We start from the raw sequence: 23,455 nt of genomic DNA on the forward strand, positions 1-23,455 counted from the left end.
CCACCTCATTCTAGCAGATGAGGTGGTTTTGTGTTGGGTATGATCATTTTCTTCTTTGAGTGTAGCTTTTTCAAGACGTTAACGGACTTAGTGATCTAACTGAGAGGACTCCTTAGGCACTTTGGTTGCTTTGACAGTTTAGATTGATTTTTTTGTGAAACGCTAGGTCATCCACGGCAAATAGATGAAATATTTTTAGAGTGAAACTGAAGCTTTCTGTGTTTCAAAATTCGGGTATTTCTCAAAAATACCCATTATAGTTTAACTATTTTAATTTAGAAAAAGCAATAAAAGTATCTGTTTTAAACTGAATAATTATTCGGAAATAACTATGTCATGTGTCTATACTTTTCTTACGACAAAACGAAAAGGGTATACATCTAGATAAAGAGTGTAATGTTGGTCCTGGTTTTAACAGTTATTTGAGCGTTTTTATAGGATTTTTTGTGACAAAAGACATTGGTTATGAAGCTGCATCAGAGAAAAAATTCTTATGGCACTTGGTGACAACTTTCTAGCTATGCCATCAGCCTAAATAGCAGGATGTTATCATTAGTTTAGCGTTTAATGGTCTGCAATCAAAAGTTTTAATAGTTGAGCCAGTGTCTCTTGTTGATCTGGATCTAACGACTTTGTAAAATCTTGGTTAATGTTATGAGCGGCAGCATGGAGATGAGGTTTTAAATCCTTCGTTTTTTGGGTCAATCCTAGCACCTTGCTACGTCCATCATTTGGATTTTGTTGGCGATAGATCAAGTCTTTCTTTTCTAAGTTTTGAATGATACCTGTAACTGTTGGATTGGTCATGGAAAAACGATCTTCGATCATCTTTTGAGTGACGGATAATTCATCATGATGAGCGACATATTCGAGAATTTTAAATTGCGCATAGGTCAATCCGTAAGGATTCAGGAAGGCATTGGCTTTTTTGTCTAAGGCTAAACTAGCACGTTTGATTAATACTGAAATGACATCTTGTGGCATAATGACTCCTTCACTGTTTTATTAAAATACTATCATAGGAAGCTGTTCCAAACAAGGAGAATGTTCAATGTTTCACATTGAAAGGAAGAGACCATGATCATAACACGCTAAGACTCTCGAAGGAGCTGGACGGAGGTTAACAAGTAGTTTGTCTGCTGCTTTAAAGATAAAAGCTCAGTGTTTGTCATTTCCTGTGGAGCAGAGGAGCTCTCTGTAAGGACATCACGTGTCATTCTTACTGTTGTGAATAAAAAAGAGATAGCTTTTTATCGCAATTGCATTATGAAGGGGATCGAATCAGACATAGTGACTTGTTCAATGTCCAACTGCCTCTCGCCTGGCTATCCTGTTAGGTTGAAGCGTTTAATAACTATAAACTATAAAGGGAAGAGGGTTGAGTGAAAGGTATCAGACATTCCATTACTATGATAAATCACCCTGCTATCATTCTTAAAAAACTTTCTTCAGTTGCATGTATCAAAGGGTGCAGCCTAAAATATGTCGGTTAAGTGGGAGGTTTCTATATGTTATTTGCAATAAGGCTGAATAGCTACTCAATAAGCAGCATGATCACCATCTAGTTCTTTAGCTTATTTTTAGTTGTTATCTTCTTACAAAAGCACGGTGTGTTCACAGCTAACCCTCATCAATCCATCATTAATGTTAATAGTCTTTTAAAATATCAAAAAAATGAAAACCTTTTCTAAAAATATTGTATAATAAAAGAAAAACGGAAAAGGGGACTTTTTATGAAGACTATTGTTAAACTAGGGTTGAGTTTATCATGTTTGCTGTTATTGACCGCCTGTCAGACAAATACAACACCACCTACCTCTGAATCATCTGTTAGTCCATCAACGAAAAAGTCTAATAAGAGTGAAGCTGTCAAACAGTCTTCTGAAAACAGCCAGTCATCAAAAAAATCGACGAAAGAAGCTCAGTCTGGTAAAGCACAGGCTTCTGAGTCACCAACTTCTCCATCAGAAAAGCATGATCAAAAAGATTATGAAGCATTATATGCTGACACCTTGTCAAAAGTGGCTGCGGACGATAATAATGTCAGTCATTATGCCTTCTACGATATTGATCATAACGGTAGTAAAGAGCTGTTTACTGGAACAGACGTCGGAAGTACGATTCACCCAATTGCCCTTTATTACCTAAAGAACCATGTTTCGACCTATTTGGCACATTCTGAAGTTGCTTCAGGTGGTGGCTATCGCTCTGGCTTTGAGGTTAATGCGGATGGGACGGTCACCCATGTTGAGTGGACGTCGCATCAGGGTAAAGGAAGTTTGAAAAAAATGCGACTAAATCCTGATAATAGTGGTGTGACAACAATTGAAGAAAAAGCCATTGTCATAAGTTCAGCTGAAGAAAAAGCTAGCATGGATGATAATCCTTTAGACCTATCAAGCTTGGATTGGAAGAAGCTTGATAAAGCGGCAACAACCGCATCTGAAACAAAAACTCCTGAACCTAACTCTAAAAGATACACCTTTGATAATCTAGTCGGCACATGGAAAAATGCTAAAGGTGATAAGGTGACGATTTCATCCGACAAAAGGGTAGATTTGAATGGCTCTCAAGGACAAGCGGGTGATTTGTCCAATACTAACAACCAATGGGGAACTGGTGTTCAACCTTCTGGAAGCCGTATAGGAGGGTATGGCATCCGCTATGTCCCAGCAAAAGAAGCTGCCTCAGACCAAGACCAGTCAGACAAAAATAAAGAACGTCTTTTGATTGGACAATACGATAATAGTGCCAATAAAGATGATTATTTTTATCGAGTGGAGTAAATGATAGCATAAAAGCCAATGAAAACAGTGTTTCTAGGAATTCTTTTTTGTGAGGTCTATGTCCTTTTGTAACTACTTACTTCAGTGTCTTAAGGTCTATCTGAGAAGTTTTGTAATTGTTTAACACTTTCTTTTATTAGAAATATTTTACACTATAGGAATAGGAGTTATAAGACTGATGAAAATATATAGCAATCTAATTTATTCGATGATGTTCACGCTTGCACCTTTTTTATCGTACTTTATTTGCAACCAGTTTTATATCTGGCAAAATACTCTATTTTTATTGATGATTATTTTAATTACAATGGGGATGTGGCTTAGCATCTGGACGTTGTCGAAAACATTTTCCGAACACACGGAATAATAAACATAGGTAATCTCATTGGAGATATATGTAGAAATAGTACTCAATCCTTGATAGACAACAAGTAGCCGAGAAAAATAGTTTGGGATAAACTATCATGAAGCTATCACGCTCATGATGGTTTGTTCCACACTTTTTTACCCACTGCAGTTGACAAAGAGCCCAAATTGTTGTCGAAAACAAAAATCAATGGCTTTAACCACTGATTTTATACTATTTTCACTAATTAAAAAATTATTTCACCTCAGTAAACACAACATGTTTACGCAATTTTGGTGAGTATTTTTTCAATTGAAGACGGTCTGGAGTGTTACGTTTGTTTTTTGAAGTAAGGTACAAGCGTTCACCAGATTCTTTGTGTTCAAGTGTAATATTTACGCGCATGGTATCTCCCTTCTATTATTTAGCTTCGTTAGCTTTAGCGATTTTACGTCCTTTGTAGTATCCTTTAAGTGATACGCGGTGAGAACGTGAGTAATCTCCAGTAGTTTCGTCAAATTTTACAGTTGGAGCTGTCAATTTGTAGTGCGTACGACGTTTGTTTTTCTTCGCTTTTGAGGTGCGACGTGCAGGTACTGCCATGTTTATTTCTTCCTTTCGATATTAAATACTTCAAGGGCTTATGGATCCATCAAAATGTTACCATTCTTGGTGATAAATCTGCCCAATAAAATAGAGATGAATTTTCATCAACTATAGCATGATAACATATCTTTTTTGTAAAGTAAAGTTACTTGACACTTTTTTTAAAAAAGACGTGTATAGTTTGCCATTATAAGCAAAAATATTATAAACGTTGATATACAAGCATTCTAGCGCGTGTCATCTTTTCATTACCAAGTTTTTACCAAGTTTAGAGAGAGTTTAGCGCATTTTGGAAGATGGTCGCTGACTCTTTTTCTTTCTCTTTTGATAAATGGCTATATATATCTAGGGTAGTTGCTATATTACTATGACCTAATCTGTATTGTAATTCCTTCGGTTGCATATCCGCATTCATCATCAAACTTGCATGAGTATGACGAAAAGCGTGAAAGCCTAGAACAGGTAAACCACAATCGGCGAGATATTTCTTTAGGTAATGCCCAAAAGATGATGACGTTTTATAGCCTCTTCGACTTGAAAAAACAATGCCCGTCATAATACCGTTCAATCTTTGGTGCTTTTGGTAGTTATTTAAAAGCCTCATAGTATCGTTATCTAGCGTAATGATACGGGTACCCGCTTTTGTTTTTGTAGGAGCAGTTTTTAAATTATGCTGTAATGTTTTTGATATGCTAATAGTTTTATTATCAAAGTCAACGTCAGACCATTCTAAGGCTAAAGCTTCACCGATACGGCAACCGCTAGCTAGTAATAGGGAAAACAGTACCTTATTAGTTAGCGTTCTGAAATCAGTGTCGTCTAATTGATCCAAGTAAACTATAAAAGTCTTTACTTCGTTAGGTTCAAAATGTTTGCGCTTTGGCTTATCTTTCTTCCGTTTAGGTACAATAATATCATTGGCAGGATTATTCTCTAAAAAGCCTACAGATACCCCATAGCCCAAAATAGTATGTATTAGGTTGAATAGAGAGTCATAAAGTTTATAAGGTTTCCCTTTATTATTGTTATAATTATCTGCCCAAGTATTTACTGTTTCTTGAATAGAAAACCGCGTGAGTTTTTCAAGTTTAATATCCCCATACGCTGGAAGAATATAGTATTTTAGTTGATTATCAAACGTCACCTTGGTATGATATTTATAGCTTGGATATACTGAAAGCTTCCAACTTTCAACAAGCTCATTGAACGTTTTTACACTATTTTTTTTCTTTTTAGTGCAACCAGATTCAAGCCATTCTTTTAGTTTGGCTTTTTCTTTTGCCTTTATTTCCCGTTTAGTCCTAGCACTGATAGAGGTCGTTACAGTTTTACCAGTTAAGACATCAATACCCAAGTAAACAGTAGCACGGTAGGCAGTTGCCCCACTCTTTGTTTTATACTCTCTTATTTTCATATTTCAATCCTTTCCATCAGCAAGCAAGCCATTAAAGGGTTCTAGGATTGATTCTCACGCGCATAGACGCATGATTTTATAATGTTGGTAGAAATATACCAGAATAGAGAAAAACCGTTGAGAAGGGCTTCTAGGTAGTATCTGGAGTTCATAGCGATGGGTGGTATTTGCAATTTTTGCAATAACCACTTTTTCTTCAGGTTCGCCCTCGTCAAAGATATTTTTTTAGGTGTTTACTAATAGCGGGAACGGCCACATCAACAAATTGCTTTGCATTTAATATGTACGTGGTATAATATAATTAGCAAAGATAACTTGTGAAGGATAAACGCTGGGTCCCAGAATGGGGTAAGCCTTTAGGGTGAGCATTCCTATGTGCCTAGGGTTATCTTTTTGTTTTTATTTAGATTTTCTTAGGCTCTCAACAAAGTGTTGAGGGTCTTTTTCTATTTCAGTGATAATAAAATCGACGAATTGTTGTGAGCAGGTATAATGTTCTGACTTACCTATTTTGTGACAATAAGCATATTTTTCGTCAGATTTTATTGAATAGAGATCAATTATTAATGTTAAAACATATTGATTAAAACCAGATTTATAATTAAGCTTGATATTCTTTTTATTTAACCTGTCAGCCACAACAGAAATGATATTTCCACAAGTACTAACAAGTTCTTACATTTTGGGTATAGACAATTATAGACATATTCCACCAGTTACTGGAAAATACTGGAATAAAAGCCCTAAGAAAACCAAAGGTATATCTGTAATAAACGTTCCGACTTTTTTTTACTATTGACAAGAACGGACTTTTTTCAGGCTTAGTTAGGTCCTAAAAAGTTCCTACATTCTGGGGTGCGGACATCCGACAAAGTCCGACTTTTTTCAACTCTTGACTAAACTTGACTTTTTTTCACGTCATGAAACCTGAAATAGATTTTGTTGGCAAATGTAGGCGCGTGGGTTAGTGATCTATGACCTTATCAGATCCTATGACAGCATAGATTTTGATGTGAGTATCTTCCGATGGTGGGAAGTCAACGATAATATCATCGTAATTTGGATTGATAGAAACCAATCGCAAGCAGTCGTCTTCTGTATAGACTTTTTTCAAGTATGTTTTATCATTTACCACAACAGCGCATACTTGACCTGAATAACTAGAAAAGCCAGTATCTTTCAGATAGACAACATCACCGTTTTCATAATCAGGTAGCATGCTATCACCATTGACGAGACTAGCAAGATCATGGCGAGGTGGTTCTTTTTCAACTTGTATTGTTTTTATATCGTTATCATCGTAAGAATAGCCAATACCCGCAGCTAGTTGGGTTCTTGCTCTTACATCATAGGGGGTGAACGGTTCGTCTAGCGTGTTTTCTTCGGCTATTTGTTCTTTTAGCTGGTGCTTGGCTATATCCAGAACGGTAAGCTGTCTATCATTATTAAGCTTAATAACAGTATCTGTTATTTTTTGAGTAGTAGAAAAGTGGGTACTTTTTAGATAGTCGGCTTGAGTATCGGAAAATCTTGGATCAAGTTCTGATTTTTTTATATTTAAATAATCCGCAATCTTTTGGATATTTCCAAATGTTGGCATTGAGCGACCTTTAACATAACCGGTAAGGGTACTTTTAGGAATATTTAAAGCATTGTGTAAATCAATTTGCCTGATACCTTTTTCTCTCATAATCCTATTAAGATTGTTCGAGAAATATTCCCTATTTTTAAGATCCTGAGGGCTATCTTTTGCCATTTGTCTCACCTCTTTTTTCGTTTTATTTGCAAATTGATTATAGCACAAAAAAAGACAAAGTACGAAAAAAATAAAATTTTTAAAGCTTGGTGTTGACATGGTACGAAAATAATAGTACTATCTAGTTATCACTTTCGAAAGGAGACAACGGAAATATGACACAATGGACACTGAAGGCGTGTCGAGTGAATGCAGGTTATACTTTGCGACAAGTAGCTAAAAAGGTAGGGAAGAACTTTCAAACTATCTCGAAGTACGAAAAAGATAGCACTACAATCCCTTATGAATTGCTGAAAGAATTGTCGGTATTATATCAAGTTAAACTTGATGATATTTTTTTGGGCGATAGTACGAAAAAAATAGAACTGTCAAAACAGAATAGCTAAAACCAGAAAGGCAAGCAAGGATGAAAAGGAATTACAGCAAAGTCATAGCTGAGCTAAGAACCTCTTATAACTTGAACTTGGTAGAAATTGGGCAATGTTTGGGAACCGACCCCCGAACAGTTGGCAAGTGGGCATCAGTTAACAGGGCAATAGGAGGTACAAAATGAATTTAGTTTACTTAGATGGTAAGAAAGAACCGTACACGACACACGACATTATAGCTGAACATGCTGAAATCGATAATATTTCAGTAAGAAAGCTAATTGATAAACATAGAGAAGATTTAGAAGCCTTTGGGGTTTTGTCATTTGAAATCCATAAACCTGATAAAGGTTCTGTAGGTGGGCGACCTAGAAAAGTTTATCGCTTAAATGAACAACAAGCGACTTTGTTAGTTACTTACCTAGACAATACCAAACCAGTCAGAGCGTTTAAGCAGAACCTAGTCAAAGCGTTCTTTGAAATGCGTGATGAACTCACTAAGTTTCAATTACAACGTGAGTTAGAAAAGCCCAAGCGTAGGGCGTTGCATGAAGCCATTGAAACATGGACGGAAGCCCCAAAACACGCGCATTCAACGGTAACTAACTTATTACTGAAGACAGTAACAGGATTTAACGCCAAGCAATTAAAGACGGTTAGAGGTGGTAACAACGGTGTTGACACACTGACTAGTCAAGAGTTAGAAAATTACCAATCATTTGAAGATATGGCTATTGCAATGATTGACCTAGGCTTTACCTATGGTGAAATCAAAACCATGATCAACAAAGGCAAAGAAAAAACGCACCAGTAAATGGCGCGTGATAGAAAAAAGGCTTATGCAACCGACCAAAGTTCTAAGCCTTAACCAAAATGACTAAAACACAGTATAGCAAGCAAGCCATTAAAGGGTTTTAGAAATTATTTTATATGTTCATTATAACATATTTTGACCATTGAAAATAAAATAGAGTACGCAAAAAAGTTTGGTTTAGGGGTTGACTAAAAGGGTACACCATTATGCAATTTACGAGTACCCCGAAATAGAAAGTGAGGTATTCCATGGGGAAAACAGTTGGAAGACCTAAGAGCGATAACCCGAAAAATAGACAGCTAAAGATAAAAATGACGGAACAAGAGTTTCAAGATTTGAATGATTTAGCTGAAAAGAAAAGCATGACCAAAACAGATATAGTCATGCGAGGGATTGAGCTTGTAAAGTCTGAACCATAACAGCAAGAAACCGCCTAGGTTGTGTTAAGTTTGGCGACCTAACAACCTAGACGGCGAAGCACCCACAAAGTAGGTACGTAAATATAATAACATGCGTACTCTATTTTGTGAACTTAAAAATCATAGAAAGGGAGTACGCTTTTTGTGTACTCAAAAATAATATGAACAAATTTCCATTTAAAGAAGTAGGTAAACGACTAGAAGAATTAAACGGTTTGACGATTTATGAAATGTTAGATGTATTAGGAGCTGACCGCAAAAAAGCTGGTACCTTAAAAAGTAACTTATACGGATGGCGTAGATTGGGCAAAGTTTCCTTTGTTTGTAAAAATAAACGCTTCTACGATTTAAAATTAACAGACAATAAGTTAACTAACATCATTAAGGACGAAAAAGAAAAAGTTGAGTTATCTCAAATTAAGATAAAGTTATACGTGCAAGACGTTATCAACATGACTGAGATAGCCGACAACCCTGCTATTAAAGCGACAGAACGAATAAAAGCAACTGAAAACAAACAGCGGGCGCTGAAACACTTGGAAGATAAATACGCCTTACAGGTTTTAAAATCTTATGGCTTAACCGCTGAATTATAAACACCGACCGCCAACTTAGAAATAGCGGTGTAAAAACCAATCAAACAATAAAGACAGCATAAACGGAACAGCAGGAGCAATAATATGACAACAGATTTTTATGGGTTAATGTTAGAAGAAATCAACGAAGCAAACGGTAAATTATCTCTTTTAGTAGATTGGATTTGTTTGAAAGCAAAAAAAACTAACGACAGTACCATGAATGGGGCACTTGATTTAGCTAAATCCGCGATGATATCACAAGCTGAAGCTTACCAAAGATTAAGTCAGGCTAAAGAACAACACTATCGATTGACTAGAGACCTAGAAACAACCGCAGACGAAACTATGTCGGAGTTTATTGCCTGGCTAGATGGTGAAATGCTAAAAGGTCATGAAGTATTTAAAGATAGCCAGATACTAAGTAAACATTATCAAGCGAAAAGTGTCAAAGAGTATATTCTATTGAAAGCGGAAGAACATGCTATTTTCCCTTTAAAAGACGCAAATGTTACGAGTTATATTGAAACTTTAATCATAAATGATATGAAAAAATATAACGCAAATAAGCCAAGTTTATTTTCAAAGGTAGGGGTGAAGATATGATCCAAGAACTTAATTTAAGTCCCACAGGTTACGTTATTCTGTTTCTCGTTCTTGCATGGGTATTCTATCAGCTTGTCAAAACGCCAAGCAAAATAGAGCCTAGACAAGGCGATACAGAGCATAAAAACGAGTCTGATCTAACGTACCTATCAAGATATGGTGCTGTTATCCAAATGCAAGGGAGAAATTAAATGACAAACCTAGAACAAAGATTACTTAGACTTTTGAAAGTCGGCAAAGAAAACGCAACACCGACAGCGGAATTAGCTGGCTTGTTGAATATTGATATTAGAACTATTCGAAGCTTGGTCAGAAACCTTAGGTTAAAGCATGGCATTGCTATTATCGGTGGGCGTGAGACAGGCGGTAAGGGGCTTTATATCCCAGCTAATGACACAGAACGCCTAGAAGGTGTCAGAGCCTTAGACAACCAAGTTAATGAGGAGAGAAAGACAATCACAGCTTTATTGAATGCTGATTTGGATAATTACAGGAGATTATTAGATGGCGGTATTAAGTGAAGAAACTAGCCGAGATTTAAAAATGGAAGTGCTAGAGGTTGTTTCGGAATACTTAAAAGAGCAGAGCAAGCCAAAGCCTAGATTATTAGGGCTAGTGACACGAGTACAATTACAAGATGAATTAGACATCAGCTTGACCACTATCAAACGTTGGGAAGATACAGGATTAAAGCAGTATAAGCCCCCGTTAGAAGATAGCAGAATAATTTTCTATAAAGTCGATGAGGTTTTGAAGTTTTTGGGGGTGGAAAATGGTAGGTAAACGATTAAAACACCCAGCGCTTAAAGGGTTAAAGATAGGTCAAGAAAGCAATATTAAAAGGCGAACGCCAACAATTGAGCAGATCAAAGAACAGCAACGGCTGAAAAAGCTGAAGAAAAAGCGTAGAAAGGGGCGATAATGTGGCAATCTATGAAACCAGAGGTTATAGTCAACCCTTAAATGCTTATGATAAAAAAACGGCGTTTAGGTATCTGAAGGAGTTCAGACCTATCCGAGTGCCTGAAAATGTTGATGTTGAGGATTACAAACGTAGACAAGCCCCACAGTTTATCAGTGGCAAGATTGAACCCGATAATACAGGAACTTACAAACGCAACAATGACAGTCTTATCAATCGTGACCTTGTCTTGATTGATTACGATGATTTAGAAGACGCTGAGAGCTTTAAAACAGCCGTATCACGCGCATTGAACGAGTTTACTTACATGATTTACAGCACCATCAAACACAGACCCGAAAAGCCAAGATATAGGCTTGCCGTGGATGTTGATAGACCAATGACAGAAAGCCAGTATAGGGCAACGATACTAGCCATTACGCAAGCGATCGGACTACCGTTTGATATGGCCAGCTTGACATGGTCGCAGTTGATGGGGTTACCCGTTGACGCTGGTTATTATGATTCGGTTATCAATATTGGCAAACCTTATGAAATTAAGACAGGCAAGATTGCTAACAAGTCGATTCAAACATCATACAAGCCCCGTACAGGGGTTTCAATGACAATGAGGATAATTCGTACATTGATGAATGGTTACGGTGCAGAGGGTGGCAGAAATCAAAACCTAGCGCAGTTTGTGGGCTTGCTCTTGAATAAGTGGGTTGATTGTGATGTGCCAACAGCTTATGAATTGGCCAGAATTGCTAACGAGCAGACACCGGAGCCGTTACCGTTGGCAGAATTAGATAACACCTTTAGAAGTATCGTCAAAGCAGAAAACAGAAAGCGAGGAGCTTAGCTATCGAACAAGAAGAATTAAACCAATTGCAAGAAGAACATCTTGAAGCGCGTGAGAAAGTCAGTAGCATTGAGGCTAAAAAGCTTTCATATACAGAAAACAATAAATTAAAAAAGACTAGGACTAACCTAATCACGTTACTTAAAGGCGGAGATGAAGCGCTTAGGGGTGCTTTTGCTTACAATGAAGCGATCAATGATATTGAAATTGTTAAATCGGTAAAACTCAATAATGGTTATCACTTAACTAAAGGGGTGGCAGACGATACGGCTATTGTTAACTTATGGGGATATATCGCTGATAAATGGGGGTTGGAATTTAACAACAGTGACATTTACAACGCTTGTATGATTGTTGCGCAAGGTAATAGATACAATCCGATCAAAGACTTTTTAAACAAAGCCGTTGAAAAAGCCGAAGACAGAGATCCGTTTCAGATCATCAGGCATTATTTAAATATTGAAGACACCGAATATAACAAAATTGTCTTTGATTTAGTTTTTAGAGGGGCAATCGCTAGGGTGATGAATCCAGGTATTCAATTTGACTATTGTCTAGACTTGGTCGGAAGACAAGGAACAGGGAAAACAACTTTTTTTAGAGAAGTATTCAAGGGATTTCAAGCAAACGTCACAGGTTTTTCGGATAAAGATGACCTTTTGAAGATGATGAGACTTTGGGCAGTCAACGATGATGAGTTGATAGCGTCTAATAAATTGTCATTCGGAGAATTAAAAAGCTTCATCACAGCAACGGAACATCTTATTAGACGGCCATACGGACGCATAACAGAAAGTTTTCTAGTGGACTATATTATCACTCGGACAACCAACGATACAGGGCATTTGAAAGACGCAACAGGCGACAGGCGTTTTCTAGCGGTACAGGTTGAGCCAAAGACACAAGAACACGGTCACAATATTAGTGATGAAGATTTAAGGGATATTTGGGGCAATTATTACCGCGCCTATAAGGATAACCAAGTACTTTTCTATTCGGAAGATAGTCGAGAAGGGAAATTGATTGCCAAAGAGCGCGCTAAATTTAAAGCCCAAGATGACATTATAGATCGCCTTGAATGGTACTTAGAAACGATGATCCCTGAAGATTTCTATGAACCAACAACTAGCAGTGTTAACCGTCATAATTATTATTGGGGCTTAGAAGAGACAGGGGAAGCATATCGCAACAGTGAGAGCACGACACCATGGATAGGCACTGTTCAGCGTGACAGAATTTTCCTGAAAGGCGTGATCAATGACATTTTCCAAGATGAAAGAGATCGTCATCTTAAAAATAAAATCAAGATTTACATGAACAACTTAGAGGGGTGGGAGTATAACAGGGCTATCAAGTTTGGAAAGAAGACAACGAGCGGTTGGATCAAACAGTAAAAATGCAACCAAAACCCCGTTTTTGCAACTTTTGAAAAAAATTGCAACCAATCTAAACCCTTGAGGCATAAGGGATTGAAGGCCATTGGTTGCATAATTGCATATTTTTTACTATAAACTATTTATATTATTTATAGAGGATATATTCCCCAGGGTTTGTGACGTGAAAAAAATGCAATTTTGCAACCAACAGGGGGAAACTCCTTGGCGTTCTAGGCGTTTAAGTGGTTGCTGAAGTGGTTGCATAATTGCAAAAAGATACAAAGAAATGAGGAAAAAAATGAATCGGAATTACACCAAGCGAGGTAAGCTAGACTTAATATATGATTATGACGAATTTCCGCCTGATCAATATTATCGTTTAGAGTTACCAAATGGGCAACGAGGATATGACTTTATCAACAAGATTAATTTTAATACAAAGTCAAAACCTGGTGACTTAGATTTTACAAAACTAGAACTAGTGAAGAGAGGTTATCAATGGGTGTTTGATTGTGGGTTTGCCATACCAGTAGATGAAGACGGCAAAGATTGGCAGATAGGAGAATAACAAATGAAAATAATTTCAGATAACGAAACAATAGAATCTATGGAAGACTTTGAAAAAATCCGACTAGCCTACATGGCTGATAATACGCCAGTGACTGAGGAAGACTTACCGAAGCTGTTAGAGATAGCCGAGAAGTTACGAAACGAAGATACCAGCTTGAACCTATATGAGTTACAGAAACACCCCGACGCACGTTCTAAGCTATTTGAACAGATCACCGACGCTTGTTACATGATGTTGGAATTAGCGCCAACAACAGCCCAAAGAATGGTATTTTACAGCTATTTAGAAGGACAGTTTATCAAGACACTTGCTAAGCAAGCGAGCCGTACAGACGTAGAACGTTTAAATCAAGTGCTAACATTTGTTAACAAAGAAGATCCAAATGGTGATTTAAAAGCGTTAGCAAGGGAATTGGTTACCAGCGGATTATTTACAAAGGAGAGCTAGGAACATGACATCAAAAGAACAACTTAAAGAAATCTATGCTAATAAGCGCGTGACATCATTAGTAAATAAGACTAAGTGGGAAAATGTCAGCATAATAGCCCTTCGCTGAATATAAAAAAAGACCAGCACTGGCCGGTCTCCGTGTTAATAAGCATTGCAATCTTATTATATCACAGGGGGGCAGTGATGGACGCTAAGCAACTAATCAACCAATTAAAGTCTATTCCTAAGTTAATCCAAACATTAGAAGAAGACAGAGAAGCGACTTTAAGCGTTGTCTACGGCTCTCAAAGTTATTCTGATATAAGAGTGCAGACCAGCAAAACAAACGCACAGGAAGCTAAAACAGTAGCTTATTTAGACCAATCAGACTATTTGCTGAAGCAGATTGAGCAGTTGCATGCAGAGCGCCAAAGTATGCTTGAATATGTCTATAAAGTCGATGACTTGAATCTTGTTATGGTACTGTTTGCCATTATCAATAACGGGACGCTGACTGAAGCACAAGGTCATCTTGATGTAAGTAGATCAACATTCTTTAGATTGAAGCGTGAAGCGATGGCAAAGTTAGATGAAGTGTTGAATGCGAATGAATGAATTGGTTTAACAAAAGTTTGGAGATGGTAACAATGGCAAGGGAACATATTAAGACTTGTTAGAAAACCTTATTGGTAACAGTTTAAACAGATATTGTTAGAGGTGAATTTAAATGGAAGATATTTTAAAACAACATAGAAAGTTTTTTAACCGATATTCTGATAACAGGCTAAAGCTTGTAATGGTAGAACAGAAAGAAGATCTAGCAACAGTAACACAGTCATTGGTTAATACTGAAATGACAGTTTTGAACTTGTTACGAGAATTGAACAGCTTAGGAGTAACTGGGTTTAATGAGAACGCACTCCCAGACAATGTTAAAAGGTTGGTGGAAATATTAGATATAGATGGCTTGTATAAAGATATTTTTACAGAAAGCTAGATGAGAACACGATATAATAAATTTCAGTAATAAAAAAGCGTAGCTGGTGACTACGCAGTTCTTGCTTGCTGAACTCATTATTTAACAAAAAATTACCAAGTTTTTACCAAGTTTCTATGATCGTTTAAAGTGCTTTAATGATATGTTATTTTTTACAAACCCTTTATTTAAGCGATTTATGAGCGTTAGTGACAGTTAAAAAAATAACGTGCCTATAGCTTGCCAATATAACAGATTATAGGATAGTTATATTTGCTACTTGTAGCTAGCTTTGTTATGCTAAGGGTAACCTATATGCTCCGTAAACAGTTTTGCAGTTTTCTAGGAAAGAAAAAGAGGTAAGCCTATGTCTAAAGCACAACATCATTTTGATCATGTCGGTTCTTATTTACGTCCAGCCAAACTCAAAGAAGCTCGTGAACAGTTTGCCAATGGTGAGCTATCACGTGATGAATTACTTCGTATTCAGGATGAATTGGTCAAGGACTTGGTTCATCATGAAGTAGACAATGGCTTGAAAGTTGTCACAGACGGTGAATTTGGTCGTTCTTGGTGGCACTTGGACTTTCTTTGGGAATTAAGTGGCTATGAAGCCTATTTACAGGAGGATTCCTACAAGTTTCACGGTGCCAAAACGCGCACGACTAATGTCCGTGTAGCCGGTAAGATTGCGGTAAATCCTAATCATCCCTTCTACCGTGATTTTGAGTATCTGAAAGCCATTACCCCAGAGGGCGTGACACCAAAAGTTACTATTCCTAGTCCTTCCATGGTCTTTCGTGACGGGCGCAGTGATCTGGCTTTGGATTATTACGATAGCCGTGAAGACTACCTCAATGATTTGGCGCAAGCTTATCATGATACCATCCAACATTTTTATGATCTGGGTGCACGCTATGTGCAGCTGGATGATACGACCTGGGCATTTTTGATTGCCAAATTAAACGAAACTAGTGGTGACGAGTTTGATGACTACCGTACGCAAGCTCAAGAGATTGTGGACACCATAAATCAAGCCCTAGAGGGCTTACCTGATGATTTAACGCTTGCAACGCATATTTGCCGAGGAAACTTTAAATCAACCTATCTCTACGAAGGTGGTTATGATGCCGTTGCTAAATACTTAGGCCAACTCAATTACGATATCTTCTTTTTAGAATATGATGACAGTCGTTCAGGCGATTTCACACCACTTGTGGATATCTGGAATCATCGTGACCATGTGGAACTTATTTTGGGAGTTATCACGTCAAAAGATCCTACTTTGGAAGATGTGGATAAGATTATTGCGCGTTTTCAAGAAGCAGCTGTCTATGTACCATATCAAAATCTTGGTATTTCAACCCAATGTGGGTTTGCTTCAACTGAAGAAGGCAATGTTTTGACAGAAGAAGATCAATGGCAAAAACTTAAACTGATTAAGACTATCCGTGATAAGATATGGGAGTAAAATAGTCCAGCAGGCTATCTTAGTTTGCCAGTTTGATTCACAAAATGAAGCACGTTCATAGTCTAATAGGACGATATAAAGAAAACACAAGAATCTGGTTATCCTTGTGTTTTTGAATGTGGTTTAACTTAATCTTTTAAATGATAAGAATAAGATGAAATCACAATGCCTTCATTCCAGCGCAAGTAGTATTTGAGGCGTAGGCTCATTTGATTATGAAGAAGTTTTTGCCAAGATTTTTTGGGAACAAATTGTGGAATCAACACGGTTAAGGTTTGATTATTTTCTTTGGCGTCTTGACTACGTTTACGTACATAATCAACTGTTGGTTTGATAATATCGCGATAATCAGAATCAATTGTCACCAGTTCGGTGTTTGGGTATTTAGCATGAAACTCACAGATAATTTCAGTATCCTTATCTTGTGTTTCTTTGGTTGAAATATGTAGAGCTGTGACCTGCGTTCCGATAGCATTAGCATAGCTGATTGCTTGGGCAGTAGCTTGTGTCATATTTCCGAGAAGCACTAAAACCTGATTTCCAGTAAAGACAGCTGTTTCTTGATCTTCTTCTTGTAGATGCAATTGTTTGGCCACTTGTACATAGTGCTTATGGATGGCCATAAACATTAACATTAATAGGATGATAATAGGGAAAAATGGCCAGATATCTCCCAGGCGAAAGGCTAGTAAAATGCTAATAATGCCATAACAAATAATTGCTCCGATAATGTTCGCAGCGGCTTTTTTCAGGTAACACTTGCTGGATAGTTTTTTCCAATGGATGATCATTCCTGTTTGTGCAAGGGCAAAAGGAATAAATACACCGATAGTATATAGTGGGATTAGGGCTTCGGTAGATCCATTAAACAAGAAGAGCAAGAAAATGGCACCGACTGCAAGTGTGATAATTCCGTTGGAATAGCCCAAACGTGCCCCTTTTTCCAAGTACAAGTGTGGCATGTATTTGTTTTTTGCCATATTATAGGCTAGGACAGGAAAGGCTGAAAAGCCAGTATTGGCAGCAACAGCTAAAATCATGGCTGTTGAGAGTTGGAAAATATAGAAAAATGCTTGTCCTAGTGCACTATGGCCAAAGACAGCTTGTGCGATTTGTGCTAGGATTGTGACATCTTTTGATGGGATGATGCCTAACCAATAGTTGAGAAAGGTAATCCCAATGAACAAAACGCCCAAAATAAAGGACATGATGACCAGTGTTTCAACAGCGTTTTTGGTTTTAGGTTTCTTGAAGAATGGGACAGCATTGGAAATGGCTTCAACTCCAGTTAAAGATGCTGATCCGCTGGTAAAGGCACGTAATATCAAGAAAAGACTAATGCCGCTGACTGGGCTACCAACTCTTGAAATTGCATGGTAGGCAAGGTTACCTGTTATGATATTAATAACACCAAAGACAAGAAGTAGAAGGATTGCCCCAATAAAAAGGTAGACAGGGATGAAAAGTGCTGTGGCGGACTCGCGAAGGCCACGCAGGTTCATGAGCATGAGGATGAGGACTAGGGTTATGGAAAGTTCGAGATTGATATTCTTGAGGTCCGGAAAGGCTGAGGTGATAGCATCGGCGCCTGAGGATACGGATACTGCTACGGTTAGCATGTAATCGATAAGGAGGCTTCCGCCGGCTAGGAGGCCTAGTTTTGGTGAGAGATTTTCGGTGGAAACCATATAGGCACCACCACCGTTAGGGTAGGTATGGATAACCTGACTGTAGGAAATGGTCAGACTGATTAGAAGGATGAGAACGCAGATTCCGATAGGAAGGGACCACCAAATAGCACTAGCTGAGAGAGCGGTCAGGACTAAGATAACCTGTTCGGGACCGTATGCAATGGATGACAAGGCATCACTGGACAACATGGCGAGGGCTTGTGATTTGCTAAGTAAATGGTTGTCACCAGTACCATCGTCGGATCTTAAGGGTTTTCCTAATAGGACGTTTTTGAATGATTCTAACACCCTAGTTTCCTCCTGGAAAGTTATTGATAAGGCATTATAGTCTTATTTATTCTGAAAAGCAATAGATTTTTCAAAAAAATTAGACTAACTCTAAGTTGGGGTGGACAGGTGGTTTATGAGTTTATAGTAGTCATCGGATATCAGGACATTAAAAAAATGGTTATCGTAAATTTTAGGATTTCATGGTAAAATAAGGCTATTAAGTCTAGAGAAAGGGGAGGTCTGGGGCCTGTGCTTGTGAATGGAGCATGGTCCGAATCTTTGGTAGTCAATTCGATCACTAAAATCTGTTACGGATCATGATTGTCTATTGACTTTGAATGATATGACCTCTGTATTTGATGAGAATGAAACTGCAAAAACCTAAAGGAACCCAGGATATTCTTCCTGCAGATAGTGCCAAATGGCAATATGTCGAAAACTTTGCGCGTGAGACTTTTAAAAAATATAATTATGGTGAGATTCGAACACCAATGTTTGAACATTACGAAGTGATTTCGCGTTCGGTGGGTGATACGACTGACATTGTCACCAAAGAGATGTACGACTTCCACGATAAGGGTGATCGTCACATTACCCTCAGACCTGAAGGAACAGCCCCTGTTGTGCGTTCTTATGTGGAAAACAAACTCTTTGCACCAGAAATACAGAAGCCTGTTAAAATGTACTATATCGGCTCTATGTTCCGTTATGAGCGTCCTCAAGCCGGTCGTCTACGTGAATTCCACCAAATCGGTGTTGAGGCTTTTGGTTCAAGCAATCCTGCTACAGATGTTGAGACGATTGCCATGGCTTACCAACTCTTTACAGAACTCGGAATCAAAGATATCGTCCTTCACCTTAACAGTCTTGGAAATACCTCTAGTCGTCAAGCTTACCGCCAAGCCTTGATTGACTACTTGACACCAATGCGTGATCGTCTTTCTAAAGACAGTCAACGCCGTCTGGAGGAAAACCCTCTTCGTGTTCTTGATTCTAAAGAAAAAGAAGATAAGCTTGCCGTTGAAAATGCGCCATCTATCTTGGATTTCTTAGATGAGGAGAGCCAAAGGCATTTTGATGAAGTGCGCGCCATGCTTGAAGACCTTAATATCCCTTACGTGATTGACACCAACATGGTTCGTGGGCTAGATTACTACAATCACACTATTTTTGAATTTATCACAACCGTTGAAAAATCAGAATTGACCATTTGTGCAGGTGGGCGCTACGATGGCTTGGTTGAGTATTTTGGTGGGCCTGAGACGCCTGGCTTTGGTTTTGGTCTTGGATTGGAACGCTTGTTAATGATTATTGACAAACAAGGCATTGAGCTTCCAATTGAATCTGATATGGATCTTTATATTGCTGTTTTAGGGGCTGAAGCAAATAGCAAAGCATTAGAGCTTGTTCAAGCTATTCGCACTCAGGGCTTTACAGCAGAACGCGATGTTCTGGGCCGTAAAATCAAGGCCCAATTCAAATCAGCGGATGCCTTTAAGGCCAAAACAATTATGACTTTAGGCGGCAGTGAAGTTGAGGCAGGACAAGTAACTGTTAAAAATAACATTACCCGTCAAGAGGTGACGGTAACTTTTGAAGAGATTAGCGAAGATTTTGCAAGCATTCTCCAGAGGTTAGAAGCATAGGATAAGATTATTTAGATATCAAAATCGCTAATAATTTGTTCTTAAGTGATTTTGGTTTAGTCTTGGTTTGTAAGAGGTTATTAAAAATAACTATAAAAAGCGATTCGAGTAAGATTCCAGAAGTTTGAAATCTTGCTCGAATCGCTTTTTTACATGTAGTTTTTGTTTCAAGTTGAGATGCTACTAGCTTATTTATTTGTAATACTATCAACGTGAGGAAATAAAATGGTGATTTTGTAGATGTTCTCATTGATTTCTTGCTTATAGAGTCCATGATAACGGTTAACGATGTCTTTGATATTTCGAAGACCCAATCCATCATAAAGTCGTTGTTTTCGAGAATGTGCTTCTTGAGGATCGAAGCCATTTTCTATGGCGATATATAGTTTCTCATTGTAAAGATTGATGATAAGATTGATTTTTTTCTCAGTCGTTCTTTTGTTTCGGATGACTGCTGAAATGCTATTATCCAAAAGGTTTCCAACGATGATAGCTATTATATCTGTTTTTAGACGTGTAGAGGAGGGGATGAGACAACTGATGGATAAGCAGATATTATTTTCTTTGGCAGTTTGCGATTTTTGGTTTAGCAAGTGATTTAATATCAGTTCATTGGTAAAAAAGGTATCGTTAGTCTCGGTAAGTTGTGCTAGATTATTGTTGATGAGTTGCTCAGCCTCATCAAATTTTTCTTGCTTTAAGAGACCTATTAGAACGATATGATGGTTGTGTAGGTCGTGTTTTAATGCTCGGACTTTCAGGTGAGAATCCTTGAGATTTTGCATATTGTGGAGTTGCGCTTGAAATCTGATATTATCAAGTTTGGTATTGTAATGATTAGTATTTTGAATCATCATGTAACGATAGGTGTACAGAGAGATAATCGTTATTGCCATAAAACCAAAGGAGTAGATAAGGGTTGAGGCATCCAATTCGTAATGAGTTGAGCTATCAAATAATTGAAAAAAGAGTAGAGCACAGGTGATGGCAGGAATTAGCGATAAGCAGATAATCCAAGCCCCTTGTTTATGGTGGTTATCAGTATAACTGAGTTCAAACAAGAAAAAATGTTTTAAATAAAAACTCATGATGATGCTTAAAATAGCTAATAAGTTAATATAAATAAAGGTAAATGTCACCGAATTTATCAAGGCATCCCCAAAGAACAGGGTTAGGTTAAAGCCTAGAATGGCTTCGAATAGAAGACCAATAGTTTGCAGAAGAATTGCCCAGAAAAGCCCTTGTTTTCTGCCATAATCATAAATAGAAGCGATATAGAAAGAAGTGAGAAAAGAGCAGATCACAGTGATAAGGGAAGCTAAGTTAGTCCTTAAGTAGAACCTCAATGATTACAAGCACTCCAAGTGTGAGGATAGAGATGAGCTGGTTGATTTTTTGGGATGTCGCTCTTGAGAAAAAATAGTTGATAACTAATATGTTGATGATAGCTGTATAGAGATGAAATAAGCCTTTAATAACCATTACTGTCTTTCAATTTCATTAGAATAGTATCTTGTAAGTGTCGTTTAAATTTTCGACTAACGGGCAGGTTGATAAATTGTGACTCTCGAAGAAGTGTAATCATTTGTTTTTCAAATTTATAGAAATAGTTGACATTAAAGATATAGGAGTTATGAATTTGAATAAATTGTTGGGAAACTTGAGCAAGAACCTCCTTGGTTGATAAGAGAGCAGTGTAGGTTTCATACCTTGTATGGATATAAACCTTTCTACCGTCCTTTTCGAAAAAAATAATGTCTTTAAGAGGTAATTTATAGTAGGCATGATTGTAGGAAAAAGTAAAATAGTGATTGGTATTTTCCAAAATTTTCAAGCTACGGTTCAGACACTGATAAAATCTTTCTCTATCAAGAGGTTTAAGTAGATAATCGAAGGTCTGTACGTGAAAAATCTGTTCCATGTAGTCACGATGATTTGTTAAAAAAATGATTATGGCATCAGCATGTTTACTTCTAATGTATTCTGCCAGTTCGATACCAGAGCTATCTCCCATTTCAATATCTAAAATAAACAATTGATAATCTGTTAGTATTTTTTCATACAATTTACGAGGATGTTCATAGACGTCTAATGAAAAATAAGAATTATTTGAGAATTTATCAAGGGCATCTTCAACCATTGAACCAACTCCCTTGTCATCATCACATAAAGCGATACGAATCATCAAAAATCTCCTCCTGTTTGAAAAAAATTTATACTATTGTACCAAATTTTACTTAAAAACGGCTATTTTTGACAGAATTTTCTATCGATTGGGAAGACTTGTTAAAATAGAGCTATCAATTGAGGAGGAGGTAGTTATTATGCGGGAAGTGACCGTTCGTAAACCGATGGAAACAGCTGAAGTTTCATGGGTGATTGTTTAAATTTATAAAGTAGATTGCGCAATCAGCCTACTTTTTATCTTAATGAGGAGAGGTTTGATGCTGGGATATAGTAGGCCACGGATAAAAATATTTACCCAGTATATAAATTAGATAAGAATAGATTTAGAATCGGTGCTCAAATGAATATTACAAGAGAATTTGAAGATCCGACAGGACAATTATGGGATTTTGTAAAAAGATTAGATGGAAGAGAATTACCTTTAATTGAGGCTGATTTGCAGGCAATCTACCCTGAGGTGACACATGATGATATTGTATTCGCTTTGGAATTATTAGACAAATAAGGTTTTATAGAAGAGTATCAGGATGTTAACCTTGTGGAAGAACGGTATATGTCGAATGTTAATTATTTTAGACGCTATCTTGGTAGCTATGATGAAAGTTTAACTGTACAAAGAAAACTAAATGAAAGTTCAATTTTATTGTTGGGTCTGGGGGGGAGGAGGCTCTAATATTTTAAGTTTACTAGCTGGCATAGGTCCTAAAAAATTAACAATTGTAGATTATGATAAAGTTGAAAGTTCAAATTTAGGAAGGCAATTGCTGTATAAAGAAGATGATATAGGGAAATTGAAGACAGAAACGGCTTAAAGAGAGTTTCAGAAGATGAATTCATCTGTTAGCATAAATGCCATTACTAAAAAATTACTTCTGTGTCTGATGTAGTAGAATTACTTGATGGCATTGATCTGGTTATTTGTGCAATAGACGAACCGCCTTTTGTAGCACAAAGAATAGTTAATAAAGCCATTGTTAAAGTAGGAGTATCTTGTGTCTTTGGAGGGTCGCAAGTAAGTAGGGGTCGAGTTTATAGTGTTATTCCAAAAAAACAGGATGCTTTGACTGTCTAAATATCCATTATACAAAGACGTCTCCTAACTTTATAGATCAATTTATTGGCTTTCAGAAAATTAAATTTGATCCTCCCACAATAGCTTATGCACCTGCAATTCTTCAGTTATGTAGTGCTATAGTTGATGAATCAGTAAGACTTTTAACAAAATATACTGAACCAATGAGTTTAAGTACACAATTTGAGATTAATTATGAAACAGGTGCTTCGTTCTGTCATAAACCATGGCCTAGATATGAAGATGAGTGCCCAACTTGTGGAAAAGGAACTGTTTCTGAGTGGGAAATTTTTAATCATTATAATTCATGATG

The 23,455-nt window shown here is 37.3% G+C and carries 25 protein-coding genes and 3 pseudogenes; 19 read left to right on the forward strand and 9 right to left on the reverse strand.

The features are described 5' to 3' along the window. Window positions 1-564: 564 nt before the first annotated feature. A complete protein-coding gene (locus A2G56_RS07540; RefSeq protein ID WP_062711014.1) occupies window positions 565-984 on the reverse strand; it encodes a MarR family winged helix-turn-helix transcriptional regulator in 420 nt (139 codons plus the stop codon). A 749-nt stretch (window positions 985-1,733) separates the two neighbouring features. On the opposite strand from A2G56_RS07540, the gene A2G56_RS07545 reads away from it, so the two are divergent. Continuing rightward, complete coding sequence (locus A2G56_RS07545; RefSeq protein WP_062711016.1) at window positions 1,734-2,786, forward strand: hypothetical protein; 1,053 nt, start codon at window positions 1,734-1,736, stop codon at window positions 2,784-2,786. Window positions 2,787-3,387: 601 nt separating this feature from the next. Here the strand turns inward: A2G56_RS07545 and rpmG are convergent. The 5 genes and pseudogenes from rpmG to A2G56_RS07565 all read right to left on the reverse strand — a co-directional run bounded on the left by rpmG (window position 3,388) and on the right by A2G56_RS07565 (window position 7,007). After that, the gene (gene rpmG, locus A2G56_RS07550) at window positions 3,388-3,537 is read right to left on the reverse strand and encodes a 50S ribosomal protein L33 (protein WP_001265622.1); all 150 of its coding nucleotides are present in this window, start codon (window positions 3,535-3,537) and stop codon (window positions 3,388-3,390) included. 15 nt (window positions 3,538-3,552) lie between these two features. Beyond that, window positions 3,553-3,735 (reverse strand): 50S ribosomal protein L32, encoded by a 183-nt coding sequence (rpmF, locus tag A2G56_RS07555; protein ID WP_018380522.1) that lies wholly within the window; start codon window positions 3,733-3,735, stop codon window positions 3,553-3,555. 271 nt (window positions 3,736-4,006) lie between these two features. Then, window positions 4,007-5,152, reverse strand: coding sequence for a tyrosine-type recombinase/integrase (locus A2G56_RS07560; RefSeq protein ID WP_062711017.1), 1,146 nt, complete (start codon window positions 5,150-5,152; stop codon window positions 4,007-4,009). Between the two features lie 399 nt (window positions 5,153-5,551). Further along, a pseudogene (locus A2G56_RS10785) lies at window positions 5,552-5,806 on the reverse strand (DUF3644 domain-containing protein); the annotation flags it as partial. Window positions 5,807-6,116: 310 nt separating this feature from the next. Beyond that, complete coding sequence (locus A2G56_RS07565; RefSeq protein WP_237334397.1) at window positions 6,117-7,007, reverse strand: LexA family transcriptional regulator; 891 nt, start codon at window positions 7,005-7,007, stop codon at window positions 6,117-6,119. A gap of 56 nt (window positions 7,008-7,063) precedes the next feature. Here A2G56_RS07565 and A2G56_RS07570 point away from each other — a divergent pair, with 56 nt between their 5' ends. From A2G56_RS07570 to A2G56_RS07635, 16 genes and pseudogenes are all read left to right on the forward strand, one after another. Further along, window positions 7,064-7,294: a helix-turn-helix domain-containing protein gene (locus A2G56_RS07570; protein ID WP_062711022.1), complete on the forward strand. Its 231-nt coding sequence runs from the start codon at window positions 7,064-7,066 to the stop codon at window positions 7,292-7,294. Between the two features lie 20 nt (window positions 7,295-7,314). Continuing rightward, window positions 7,315-7,428: pseudogene (locus tag A2G56_RS10985) on the forward strand (BRO-like protein); the annotation flags it as partial. A 29-nt stretch (window positions 7,429-7,457) separates the two neighbouring features. Then, window positions 7,458-8,090: a Rha family transcriptional regulator gene (locus tag A2G56_RS07575; protein ID WP_062711025.1), complete on the forward strand. Its 633-nt coding sequence runs from the start codon at window positions 7,458-7,460 to the stop codon at window positions 8,088-8,090. Window positions 8,091-8,338: 248 nt separating this feature from the next. Beyond that, window positions 8,339-8,509, forward strand: coding sequence for a hypothetical protein (locus A2G56_RS10790; RefSeq protein WP_172793794.1), 171 nt, complete (start codon window positions 8,339-8,341; stop codon window positions 8,507-8,509). A gap of 161 nt (window positions 8,510-8,670) precedes the next feature. Then, window positions 8,671-9,105, forward strand: a complete 435-nt coding sequence (locus tag A2G56_RS07580) for a hypothetical protein (protein WP_062711028.1) — start codon at window positions 8,671-8,673, stop codon at window positions 9,103-9,105. A gap of 84 nt (window positions 9,106-9,189) precedes the next feature. After that, entirely contained in the window at window positions 9,190-9,690 is a 501-nt protein-coding gene (locus A2G56_RS07585) for a hypothetical protein (RefSeq protein WP_062711031.1), read from the forward strand. 191 nt (window positions 9,691-9,881) lie between these two features. Beyond that, complete coding sequence (locus A2G56_RS07595; RefSeq protein ID WP_062711037.1) at window positions 9,882-10,211, forward strand: hypothetical protein; 330 nt, start codon at window positions 9,882-9,884, stop codon at window positions 10,209-10,211. Next, window positions 10,195-10,473 carry a hypothetical protein gene (locus tag A2G56_RS07600; RefSeq protein ID WP_062711039.1) on the forward strand — a complete coding sequence of 93 codons (279 nt, stop codon included), beginning with the start codon at window positions 10,195-10,197 and terminating at the stop codon, window positions 10,471-10,473. The genes A2G56_RS07595 and A2G56_RS07600 overlap by 17 nt, the downstream gene beginning before the upstream one ends. Beyond that, on the forward strand, window positions 10,463-10,612 hold the full coding sequence (locus tag A2G56_RS10795) for a hypothetical protein (RefSeq protein WP_172793795.1): 150 nt from the start codon (window positions 10,463-10,465) through the stop codon (window positions 10,610-10,612). The genes A2G56_RS07600 and A2G56_RS10795 overlap by 11 nt, the downstream gene beginning before the upstream one ends. A gap of 1 nt (window position 10,613) precedes the next feature. Then, on the forward strand, window positions 10,614-11,453 hold the full coding sequence (locus tag A2G56_RS07605; protein ID WP_062711042.1) for a primase alpha helix C-terminal domain-containing protein: 840 nt from the start codon (window positions 10,614-10,616) through the stop codon (window positions 11,451-11,453). A 26-nt stretch (window positions 11,454-11,479) separates the two neighbouring features. Further along, on the forward strand, window positions 11,480-12,847 hold the full coding sequence (locus tag A2G56_RS07610) for a VapE domain-containing protein (RefSeq protein ID WP_237334398.1): 1,368 nt from the start codon (window positions 11,480-11,482) through the stop codon (window positions 12,845-12,847). Between the two features lie 280 nt (window positions 12,848-13,127). Beyond that, window positions 13,128-13,397, forward strand: coding sequence for a hypothetical protein (locus A2G56_RS07615; RefSeq protein ID WP_062711045.1), 270 nt, complete (start codon window positions 13,128-13,130; stop codon window positions 13,395-13,397). A gap of 3 nt (window positions 13,398-13,400) precedes the next feature. Beyond that, window positions 13,401-13,847: a hypothetical protein gene (locus tag A2G56_RS07620; protein ID WP_237334399.1), complete on the forward strand. Its 447-nt coding sequence runs from the start codon at window positions 13,401-13,403 to the stop codon at window positions 13,845-13,847. A 186-nt stretch (window positions 13,848-14,033) separates the two neighbouring features. Beyond that, on the forward strand, window positions 14,034-14,444 hold the full coding sequence (locus A2G56_RS07625; protein WP_062711048.1) for a hypothetical protein: 411 nt from the start codon (window positions 14,034-14,036) through the stop codon (window positions 14,442-14,444). Window positions 14,445-14,556: 112 nt separating this feature from the next. Then, on the forward strand, window positions 14,557-14,826 hold the full coding sequence (locus tag A2G56_RS07630) for a hypothetical protein (protein WP_062711051.1): 270 nt from the start codon (window positions 14,557-14,559) through the stop codon (window positions 14,824-14,826). A gap of 346 nt (window positions 14,827-15,172) precedes the next feature. Then, on the forward strand, window positions 15,173-16,276 hold the full coding sequence (locus A2G56_RS07635) for a vitamin B12 independent methionine synthase (protein WP_062711054.1): 1,104 nt from the start codon (window positions 15,173-15,175) through the stop codon (window positions 16,274-16,276). 128 nt (window positions 16,277-16,404) lie between these two features. Here A2G56_RS07635 and A2G56_RS07640 read toward each other — a convergent pair whose 3' ends face one another. Further along, window positions 16,405-18,255, reverse strand: coding sequence for an APC family permease (locus tag A2G56_RS07640; RefSeq protein WP_062711057.1), 1,851 nt, complete (start codon window positions 18,253-18,255; stop codon window positions 16,405-16,407). Between the two features lie 347 nt (window positions 18,256-18,602). Between A2G56_RS07640 and hisS the strand changes: the two genes are divergently transcribed. After that, window positions 18,603-19,883, forward strand: coding sequence for a histidine--tRNA ligase (gene hisS / locus A2G56_RS07645; protein ID WP_062711060.1), 1,281 nt, complete (start codon window positions 18,603-18,605; stop codon window positions 19,881-19,883). A 188-nt stretch (window positions 19,884-20,071) separates the two neighbouring features. Here the strand turns inward: hisS and A2G56_RS07650 are convergent, their stop codons facing one another. Beyond that, window positions 20,072-21,187 (reverse strand): sensor histidine kinase, encoded by a 1,116-nt coding sequence (locus tag A2G56_RS07650; protein ID WP_062711063.1) that lies wholly within the window; start codon window positions 21,185-21,187, stop codon window positions 20,072-20,074. Between the two features lie 167 nt (window positions 21,188-21,354). Next, window positions 21,355-22,068: a LytR/AlgR family response regulator transcription factor gene (locus A2G56_RS07655; protein ID WP_062711065.1), complete on the reverse strand. Its 714-nt coding sequence runs from the start codon at window positions 22,066-22,068 to the stop codon at window positions 21,355-21,357. 262 nt (window positions 22,069-22,330) lie between these two features. On the opposite strand from A2G56_RS07655, the pseudogene A2G56_RS11195 reads away from it, so the two are divergent. Continuing rightward, window positions 22,331-23,453, forward strand: a pseudogene (locus tag A2G56_RS11195) (ThiF family adenylyltransferase). Window positions 23,454-23,455 lie beyond the last annotated feature (2 nt).

The organism is Streptococcus halotolerans, from assembly GCF_001598035.1.
GTDB classification, from domain to species: domain Bacteria; phylum Bacillota; class Bacilli; order Lactobacillales; family Streptococcaceae; genus Streptococcus; species Streptococcus halotolerans.